The organism is Luteibacter sp., assembly GCF_051958795.1.
Taxonomy (GTDB): Bacteria; Pseudomonadota; Gammaproteobacteria; order Xanthomonadales; family Rhodanobacteraceae; genus Luteibacter.
The window spans coordinates 1-8,388 of sequence record NZ_JBQCFT010000071.1 but is presented as its reverse complement, the minus strand read 5'-3'; the positions used below and the strand labels follow the sequence as shown (position 1 = coordinate 8,388).

General features: G+C 67.0%; 10 protein-coding genes. 2 read left to right on the top strand and 8 right to left on the bottom strand.

Annotated elements, in window-relative coordinates:
* The 4 genes from ACTHLF_RS03970 to ACTHLF_RS03955 all read right to left on the bottom strand — a co-directional run.
* A partial coding sequence (locus ACTHLF_RS03970) for a ComEC/Rec2 family competence protein (protein WP_440325066.1) occupies positions 1-862 on the bottom strand: 862 nt, incomplete at its 3' end.
* An 82-nt stretch (positions 863-944) separates the two neighbouring features.
* Complete coding sequence (locus ACTHLF_RS03965; protein WP_440325065.1) at positions 945-1,562, bottom strand: hypothetical protein; 618 nt, start codon at positions 1,560-1,562, stop codon at positions 945-947.
* 108 nt (positions 1,563-1,670) lie between these two features.
* The gene (locus tag ACTHLF_RS03960; RefSeq protein ID WP_440325064.1) at positions 1,671-2,585 is read right to left on the bottom strand and encodes a hypothetical protein; all 915 of its coding nucleotides are present in this window, start codon (positions 2,583-2,585) and stop codon (positions 1,671-1,673) included.
* Positions 2,586-2,748: 163 nt separating this feature from the next.
* The gene (locus ACTHLF_RS03955; protein WP_440325062.1) at positions 2,749-3,357 is read right to left on the bottom strand and encodes a rhomboid family intramembrane serine protease; all 609 of its coding nucleotides are present in this window, start codon (positions 3,355-3,357) and stop codon (positions 2,749-2,751) included.
* Between the two features lie 128 nt (positions 3,358-3,485).
* Here ACTHLF_RS03955 and ACTHLF_RS03950 point away from each other — a divergent pair, with 128 nt between their 5' ends.
* Positions 3,486-4,361 (top strand): PhzF family phenazine biosynthesis protein, encoded by an 876-nt coding sequence (locus ACTHLF_RS03950; RefSeq protein ID WP_440325060.1) that lies wholly within the window; start codon positions 3,486-3,488, stop codon positions 4,359-4,361.
* A 3-nt stretch (positions 4,362-4,364) separates the two neighbouring features.
* Here the strand turns inward: ACTHLF_RS03950 and ACTHLF_RS03945 are convergent, their stop codons facing one another.
* The 4 genes from ACTHLF_RS03945 to ACTHLF_RS03930 form a co-directional block, all read right to left on the bottom strand.
* Entirely contained in the window at positions 4,365-5,219 is an 855-nt protein-coding gene (locus tag ACTHLF_RS03945) for a dimethylarginine dimethylaminohydrolase family protein (protein ID WP_440325059.1), read from the bottom strand.
* 62 nt (positions 5,220-5,281) lie between these two features.
* Positions 5,282-5,563 carry a hypothetical protein gene (locus ACTHLF_RS03940; RefSeq protein ID WP_440325057.1) on the bottom strand — a complete coding sequence of 94 codons (282 nt, stop codon included), beginning with the start codon at positions 5,561-5,563 and terminating at the stop codon, positions 5,282-5,284.
* Positions 5,564-5,662: 99 nt separating this feature from the next.
* Entirely contained in the window at positions 5,663-6,541 is an 879-nt protein-coding gene (locus ACTHLF_RS03935; protein WP_440325055.1) for an NAD(P)-dependent oxidoreductase, read from the bottom strand.
* 14 nt (positions 6,542-6,555) lie between these two features.
* On the bottom strand, positions 6,556-7,731 hold the full coding sequence (locus ACTHLF_RS03930; RefSeq protein WP_440325053.1) for an NAD(P)/FAD-dependent oxidoreductase: 1,176 nt from the start codon (positions 7,729-7,731) through the stop codon (positions 6,556-6,558).
* A gap of 89 nt (positions 7,732-7,820) precedes the next feature.
* On the opposite strand from ACTHLF_RS03930, the gene ACTHLF_RS03925 reads away from it, so the two are divergent.
* Positions 7,821-8,303: a YajQ family cyclic di-GMP-binding protein gene (locus ACTHLF_RS03925; RefSeq protein WP_247427502.1), complete on the top strand. Its 483-nt coding sequence runs from the start codon at positions 7,821-7,823 to the stop codon at positions 8,301-8,303.
* Positions 8,304-8,388 lie beyond the last annotated feature (85 nt).

Genomic DNA, 8,388 nt, shown 5'->3' with positions numbered 1-8,388 from the left:
GGGCGATGCGCCGCGGCACGCGCGTCGCCAGCCAGGGTAGCCACAGGTACAGGCCCCGCACGATCGCCACGCCCCCACCGGCGGCCACGCCGATATGGAAGCCGGAGATGGCGATGAGATGCGAGGTACCCGTGGCACGCGCGATATCCCAGTCGGCCGCGTCGAGACCACGCGTGTCGCCAATCGCGAGGGCTTTCAGCATGCGCGATTCGCGCGCACCCAGCGCTTCATCGAAACTCTGGCCGATGGCGTCGCGCCACCCGTCGACGCAGTGGCCGCCCGCGACACGCGCATTCTCCGGCGAGGCACGGACATAGCCGGTCGCGACGATGCCCTTCATCAACGCGACCCGCTCGGCGTCGGATCCGCCTGGGTTGACCACCCCGTGCGGCCGCCGCAGGCGCACGGAGAAGCGCCACGTATCACACGCCGACGGTACCTGTGCCGCGCGATACCAGGTGAGCCGCACCGGCCCGGCCAGCCGCGGTTCGCCCGCGCGCGGCAGCGGCTGGAAGAGGAACGAGACATCCCCACCCTGCCGTCGCGGCAGATCGGCGATGCGCCCGGTGAGCACGACGTCTTGCCCTTCGAGTGCATGGGCAAGCCTGGCACCGAGTCGATGGCTCGCGTGCAGCGATGCCCAGCAGGCGAAGAGCACGGCGATCGCCGGAAGCCGCAGCCATGTCCACCGGCGCATCATCAGGCAGAGCAAGGCCACCCCTGCCGCCGCGCAGGTCACGGGCCACGAAGGCAACGTGGGCAAGGCCTGCGGCACCGCGCAGCCCGCCAGCGCGACGACGGCGATGGTGCAAACGGTGAGCGAAGGAGCGCGAAACGACACGTCGACCTGCGAACCAGACAAGGTTCACCAGCGTAGGTCGACGCAAGCCAGGAATGGCCCGACACCGAACGTCAGCGCGCGCCGCGACGTGTGTAGGCGTAGGTCAGTCGTTGTGGTTGCGGCCCGCGCCCCGATCCGGGTCACGACCACGCGGGCCCTGCATCGGCCGCGATACGCCGCCGCCCTGCGAGGGCGACGAGCGACTACCGCGCCAGCCACCCTGCAGTGGCGACGGGCGATCTCCACCGCCATGCCATCCACCCGGCGGTGGCGACGGACGATCGCCCCCGTGCCAACCGCCAGGCGGTGGATTCGGCCGCCCCGGCCCATGATCGTCACCGCGCGATCCCCAGCCGCCCGGCGGCGGCGGACGCCCGTGCCAGTTGCCATCGCCACGGCCCGGCGGCGGCCCGTGGTTCCAGCCTCCCGGCGGCGGCCGGCCATGACCGTAACGATCGCCGTAATAACGGCGCCCGTAGCCATCGCGGTAGATCACCGTGGTGCCGCCGTAACAGCAGCCCGGCCCGTAGCCGTAATAACCGTAACCGGGGGAATCAACATAACCGACCCCACCCGAAACCACCGTAGTGGTCGTTTCCGTCCCGTAATACGCATCGCCACCCGATGCATTGCGCACGTACCCGTAATCCGGATCGTAGTAACAGCCGGAGAGCGCAAGACAGGCAGGTAATGCCAGCAATGACAACGAGAGTCGGCGCATGGTGGGCCTCGGTGATGTGATTCCCACACGGCGCCGCAAACTTTGACCGCGCGCTAAAAAACAACGGGCCGCGAAAGCGGCCCTTTCCCTTCATTCAGCCGACCTGGATCAGCCCTTGTTCTTCTGCTGGTCGCCGCGCTCGTGCGACGCATTCGCATAGCTGGCTTCCGGTGACGGCACCTTCGGCGCATCGGTCTCGTTGCCCGCCTGCGTGCCCGGGTTGCCATTGCGATCGCCCGACGGCCACGACGGCGGCTGGCGGTCACGCTCCTTCTTCGCTTCGAGCAGCGCCTGGATATGCGCTACCGCTTCTTCCTGGGTAATGTGCTGCACCGGCTCATCGGCGGGTGCGGCCGGCTTTGCCGCGGGACGCGGACGCGGCGCGGTGCGGGCAGCCTTCTTCGCCGGTGCGGCGACCGGTGCCGCCGTCTTCTTTACCGGGGCCTGGCTCGGCGCCGTCTTCTTCGCCGGTGCCTTGCGCGCAGCGGTCTTCGCGGCCGCCGTCTTCGGCGTCGGCTTCACGGCGACCTTGCTTGCCGCGGCCTTGGCGGACGCCGTCTTCGGCGAGGGCCGCACGACGACCTTCTTAGCGGCAGCCTTGGCGGAGGCGGTCTTCGGCGACTGCCTCACGGCAACCTTCTTTGCGGCCGCTTTGCGGGCTGCGGTCTTCGGTGCAGCCTTCTTCGCGACCGGACGCGCGACCTTGCGGGCCGCCTTCTTCGGCGCGGCGCTCCGCTTCGCGGTGGCCTCCTTCGCCGGGGATTTCTTCACGGCGGCCTTACGGGCGGCCGTCTTGCGCGTCGCCTTCTTCGGCGCCGCCTTCTTTACCGCGGCCTTCTTCGCCGTGGTCTTCTTTGCGGCAGTCTTCTTCACCGCCTTCTTCGCCGCCGGGCGGGCGACCTTGCGAGCGGCCTTCTTGGGTGCAGCCTTCTTCGCGGCTGCCGCCTTCTTCACTACGGATTTCTTCGAAGCCGATTTCTTCGCCGTGGATTTCTTCGCGGCAGACTTACGGGTGGTTGCCATGCGCTAACTCCTCCTGCGGTAGTAGCCGACGCGAACCGCCCCCCAGCGGGGAAACCCGCGTGCATGCCGGATGATCTGGGTGATCTTTGGAATCCGGTAGTCGGATGATGTAACAGGTATCGCCCGAAGTCACATCAATTTGTCGGAAAAGTTCAGTTCCGAATCAGAAACCGCCGGGCTGCGAGACGGTATTGATGAAGTGCGTGAGCACGCCAGGCTGCAGCGCGATGGTAAAAATGACGCCGTAAGCGGCCCCCCACAGGTGCGCGCCATGGTTCACGTTATCGCCGCCGCGGCGATCCATGTAGATCGAATAGACGACGAAAAGGATGGCGTAAAGGATCGCCGGCATGGGAATGACGATGACCAGGATCCGCGACCACGGGGCGAACAGCACGAAGGCGAACAATACCGCCGAGACCGCGCCCGACGCGCCGAGGCTGGTATAGCCGGCGTTCTTCCGGTTCTTGATATAGGTCGGCAGGATCGAGCAGAGCAGCGCGCCGATATAGAACGTAACGAAACCCAGCGGCCCCATCAGGCTGGTATAGAACTGCTCCATGGCCCGCCCGAAGAAAAACAGCGTGAGCATGTTGAAGAACAGGTGGCCGAAATCAGCGTGGACCAGGCCGTAACTCACGAGCCGGTAATACTCGCGACTGCGGGTGATCGCTGGCGGCCACAGCACCAGGTCATCCATGAGGCGACGGTTCTGCAGGGCAATGAACGAGACCACACAGGTCACGAGGATAATGAGGATCGTGGTGATCATGCGCGGGTACTGCGTCCTGGAAACGGCTAACCAGCGCGCATCTTGGCGGCATCGCACCGCCTTGTGAACCCCGCCCCGCCCCTTATGGGGGCTATTATTCACGACTTCCCCCCTGCTCCCACCCGACGATGTCCCCCATCCGATACAAGCAGCTCGATGTTTTCGCCGCCCGCCATGGTGGCGGTAACCCCCTTGGCGTGGTGATCGATGCCCAGGGCTGGTCCGATGAGCGAATGCAGCGCTTCGCCCATTGGACCAACCTGGTCGAAACCACCTTCCTCCTCCCGGCGCGCGCCGAAGGTGCCGATTATCGAGCGCGGATCTTTACGCCCAGTAAGGAAATCCCCTTTGCCGGCCACCCGACCATTGGCAGCGCGCATGCCGCGCTGGATGCCGGGTTGATTACGCCGGATGCCGCCGGCGTGGTGTGGCAGGAGTGTGGCGCGGGCGTGCTGCCGATCCTCGTGGAAGGCAGCGGTGCCAGCCGCGAGCTGTTCGTCCAGTCGCCCAAGGCCCGCGTGGTCGGCGATGCCTCGCGCGGTGGCGAAAGCCTCTCGAGCGTGCTCTATGGCGTGGCCCTGGGCGCGCTCAAGCCCGCGTGCGTCGAAGGCGGGCGGCGCTGGTGGCTGGCGGAATTCGCCGATGAAGCGGCGCTGCGCGGCTGGCGTCCGGACCATGCGGCGATCCGCGCGCTGGCCCTGGCCACCGACACGCTCGGGCTCTGCATCTTCGCGCGCACGCCGGAAGGCCTTGCCGTCCGCGCGTTCCCCGCGGGTGTCGGCATCGTCGAGGATCCGGCCTCCGGTGCCGCCAACGGCCTCATCGCGGCCTATGTCGCCTCGCACGACACCAGCGGTGCCCTCGCCAAGGGCTATGTCGTGAGCCAGGGCCGTGAAGTGGGCCACGATGCGCGGATCATCATCCGCATCGATGGCGAACACGTCTGGGTCGGCGGCCGGACCAACACCATCATCGATGGCGTGGTCGACTGGCGCGACGCCTGACGCTCAGGCGTCCATCGCCTCATCGAGGCGCAGGGTCAGGCACTTCGCAGCGCCGCCGGACTTCATGTATTCGTCGAGGGCCACCTCGATCACCATGAACCCGGCGGCCTCCAGCCGTGCACGCAGGTCCGGGCTGGCCCGGTTGAGGATCACCACCCGTCCCAGGTTCACTGCGTTGCAGGCGAACGCCACGGCATCGTGCTCATCGACGGTGATCCGCTCCGCCGGCGCCACGTGCCGCTCGATCAACGCGAGCGAGTCCGCATCGAACGCCGCGGGGAAATACAGGGTGTAGCCATCCGCCAGCGGGCAGAAGCAGGTATCCAGGTGATAGAACCGCGGGTCGGCGAGCCGTAAGGGCAACACCTCGATATCGAGCAGGCGGGCCAGGGCTGGCGCTGCCTCGAGGTCGGAGCGGTGGCCATGCCCCATCCACAAGCGCCGGCTGGTCCCTCGATCGAACAGTGCATCGCCCGCGCCCTCGAAGAAGATGCCGTCGGGCAACTCGACAATGTCGAAGCCATGTCGGGCGAAGTAAGCGTGGTTATGCGGCTCCTCCCCCTTGCGTTCGTCGTAGCGGAAACGGCTGGGTACGAAGCTGTTGCCGAATACGAGCCCCGCGTTGGCCGCGAAGACCATGTCGGGCTGGCCGGCGGCGGCCGGCTGGATGACGACATCCGCGTGGCGCTGCACGGTCTCGCGCAGGGCATCCCACTGGCGCTGGGCGCGCTCGGCGGTGGTGTCGTGTACATGGCTCGTCATCCAGGGATTGATGACGTAGCTGACCTCGAAAAACGTGGGCTCGCACATCAGGATGCGCGGCACGGTGCGCTCGTACGTCGGGGTCGTTTCTGCCATGGACGGGAAGCGCCTGGATGGGGGAACGAGCCCCCATCATGGCAGAAACGCCGGGCTTCCCGTCAACGCAGGCCGTCGACGATCGCCGAGACGGTGGCCGAGGAGAAGTGCAGCTCTTTCAGGGCCTCTTCAAGCGAATCGCGGGAGTTCACCTCGCTCTCCACCTGCTCGCCCACGCTGGCGGGGGAGACGTGCACGAAGCGGTTGCCGTCCTGGTAAGCGATGCCCTCGTCGTGCACCGTCTGCTTCGTGAGCACCTTGTACGTACCGTCCTGCGATTCGCGTACGGTCACCGCCCGGCCTTCGTGCTGGCCCTCGTACACCGTTTTCCAGCTTGCGGTCATGTTCTCTCGCCTGGGAAGCCGCACAACAGCGTGCCGCCCGATTGTCGCCAACCCGGCGGCCAAGCGATTGTGAAGACGTGCTAAAAACGAGCTTACGGCTCAGCCCTTGAGGTTGGCCCGCGCCGCGGCCACCCGGGCCAGGCCTGCCCAGTCCAGGTCGCCATCGCCCCGGTTCAGCGATTCCAGCATGGCATCGTGGAGCACGCTGGCCACGGGCATGGGCACCCGTTTCGTCTCGGCGGCCGCACGCGCCAGCCCCACGTCCTTGAAACCCAGGCTGAGCTTGAAGCCCGCGGGCTCGTAGCGGTCCGCGGCGATCATCCCGCCGTAGATCTTGTACACCGGCGCCGGGAACAGGGTGTTCTGCATGACCTCGAGAAAATCCTTCGCGTCCACGCCGTGGGCACGGGTCAGCGCCGCCGCCTCAGCCATGCTCTCGATGGCCGCGCCGATCAGGAAGTTGCCACCGATCTTCACCACCACCGCGCGGATGGGGTCGTCGCCCATCGGCCAGACCTTCGCCGCCAGCAGCTCCAGCAACGGCTGGACGCGCGCCACGTCGGCCGGCGCGCCCGACGCGAGCAGGTTGAGCTGGCCGGCCGCCGCGACCTCGGGCCGCCCGAATACGGGTGCCGAAACAAAGCCGACGCCACGCGCCTTGTGCGTCTCCGCCAGCTCCTGCGCCAGGGCCACGGAGATCGTGGCGTGGTTCACGTGGATCGTGCCCTCGGCCAGCACCGGCAGCACGCTGCCGAGGATGACCTCACGCACGGCGGCATCGTTGGCCAGCATGTTGTGGACCACCTCGGCGCCCTGCACCGCTTCGGCGGGCGAGGCGGCAACCTTCGCGCCCTGCGCCTTCAGTGGCTCGGCCACCGACGCCGTGCGGTTCCAGACGGTGACCTCGTGGCCACCCTTGATGAGGTTCGCGGACATGCCCACGCCCATGCTGCCCAGCCCGATAAAACCGATACGCATAGCGGATGCTCCTGTCAGACGGCCTGGCCCGCGGCGTGGCCGGAGGCCCAGGCCCATTGGAAGTTGTAGCCACCCAGGTGGCCGGTGACGTCGAGCACCTCGCCGACGAAATACAGGCCCTGCTGGCGTTTGGACATGAGGGTCGCCGAGGACACCTCGTCGGTATCCACGCCACCCAGCGTGACCTCGGCGGTGCGATAGCCCTCGGTGCCGCTGGCGACCAGCGGCCAGTCCTGCAACTGTGCCGCGATGTCCTTCAATTCGGCGTCACGGTACTGGCGCATGGGCTTGCTCGGCAGCCACACCTCGCACAACCGCTCCGCCAGGCGGCGCGGCAGCAGGCTCGAGAGCACCGTGCGGAACTCCGCGGCCGGGCGCTCTTCCCTTCCCGAGCGTAGCGCCTCGTAGGCGTCGATGCCCGGCAGCAGGTCCAGGCGCAGGTCCACGCCAGGCTCCCAGTAAGACGAGATCTGCAGGATCGCCGGCCCGCTGATGCCGCGGTGGGTGAACAGCAAGGCATCGCGGAAGCTCGTGCCATCGGCTCGCGCCTCGATCGGCAGGGCCACGCCGGCCAGGCCGTCATAGCGTTCCTGGTGCTTGCCGCTGAGCGTGAGCGGGACGAGCCCCGCGCGCACCGGCAGCACGGCGTGGCCAAACTGCTTCGCCACGTCGTAGCCGAAGCCGGAGGCTCCCAGGCTGGGGATCGACAGCCCGCCGGTGGCGATGACCAGCGACGGCGCGCTGAACCGGCCCAGCGGCGTATCGCAGCCAAATCCGCCCTCGCCCGCCTTGATCCGGGTCACCGGGGCGTTCAGCTCCACGCGGACGCCCGCGGCGGCACATTCATCGAGCAGCATGCGCACGATGAGCTTGGAGGATTCGTCGCAGAACAGCTGGCCGGGGCTCTTCTCGTGGTACTTGATCCGGTGCTTCTCGACCAGGTCGATGAAGTGCCACGGGGTGTAACGGGCCAGGGCCGACTTGCAGAAATGCGGGTTGCGGCTGAGGAAGTTGGCGGGGGTGGTGTTGGTATTGGTGAAGTTGCAGCGCCCGCCGCCGCTCATCAGGATCTTCTTGCCGGCCTTGTTGGCATGGTCGAGGACCAGCACCCGGCGGCCGCGCTGGCCGGCCACGATGGCGGTCATGAGGCCCGCGGCGCCTGCGCCGATGACGATGACGTCGTATTCCATGGGTGGGGGCCTGCCTGGTCGTGCAAACGCATATGGTAGCCCGGTCGCGTAGACTTGTCGGCTGTGACCCCTATGTGAGGATTTGCCCCATGCCTTCCTTCGACATCGTTTCGGAAGTCGACAAGCACGAACTGAGCAACGCCGTGGACCAGGCGAACCGTGAGGTTTCGAACCGGTTTGACCTGAAGGGCACCAAGGCGAAGTTCGAGCTGGAAGACAGCGTCATCACGCAGAAGGCCGACAACGAGTTCCAGATCGAGCAGATCCACCAGATCCTGCGCACGCGCCTGGCCGCGCGCCAGATCGACGTGCGGGCGCTGGACGTGGGCAAGGTGGAAACGAACCTGGCCGAAGCCCGCCAGAAGGTGACCGTGAAGCAGGGTATCGAGCAGCCGGTCGCGAAGAAGATCATCGCGAAGATCAAGGAAGCAAAGCTGAAGGTCGAAGCGCAGATCAACGGCGAGAAGATCCGCGTCACCGGCAAGAAGCGCGACGATCTCCAGGACGCCATCGCCCTGCTCCGCAAGGCCGATTTCGAACTGCCGCTGCAGTTCGAGAATTTCCGCGACTAACCAATTTATTGTGGGAGCGGGGGTGGGCGCGAGTTGTGTGCCCCGGGGGGCCCAAAAGCGCGCACCCCCGCGACCCCCGGGGGTG

Coding starts and splice junctions, on each gene's coding strand:
- ACTHLF_RS03925 (WP_247427502.1), top strand. CDS start 7,821: ATGCCTTCCTTCGACATCGTTTCGGAAGTCGACAAGCACGAACTGAGC.
- ACTHLF_RS03960 (WP_440325064.1), bottom strand. CDS start 2,585: ATGGCAACCACCCGTAAGTCTGCCGCGAAGAAATCCACGGCGAAGAAA.
- ACTHLF_RS03965 (WP_440325065.1), bottom strand. CDS start 1,562: ATGCGCCGACTCTCGTTGTCATTGCTGGCATTACCTGCCTGTCTTGCG.
- ACTHLF_RS03935 (WP_440325055.1), bottom strand. CDS start 6,541: ATGCGTATCGGTTTTATCGGGCTGGGCAGCATGGGCGTGGGCATGTCC.
- ACTHLF_RS03950 (WP_440325060.1), top strand. CDS start 3,486: ATGTCCCCCATCCGATACAAGCAGCTCGATGTTTTCGCCGCCCGCCAT.
- ACTHLF_RS03945 (WP_440325059.1), bottom strand. CDS start 5,219: ATGGCAGAAACGACCCCGACGTACGAGCGCACCGTGCCGCGCATCCTG.
- ACTHLF_RS03930 (WP_440325053.1), bottom strand. CDS start 7,731: ATGGAATACGACGTCATCGTCATCGGCGCAGGCGCCGCGGGCCTCATG.
- ACTHLF_RS03955 (WP_440325062.1), bottom strand. CDS start 3,357: ATGATCACCACGATCCTCATTATCCTCGTGACCTGTGTGGTCTCGTTC.
- ACTHLF_RS03940 (WP_440325057.1), bottom strand. CDS start 5,563: ATGACCGCAAGCTGGAAAACGGTGTACGAGGGCCAGCACGAAGGCCGG.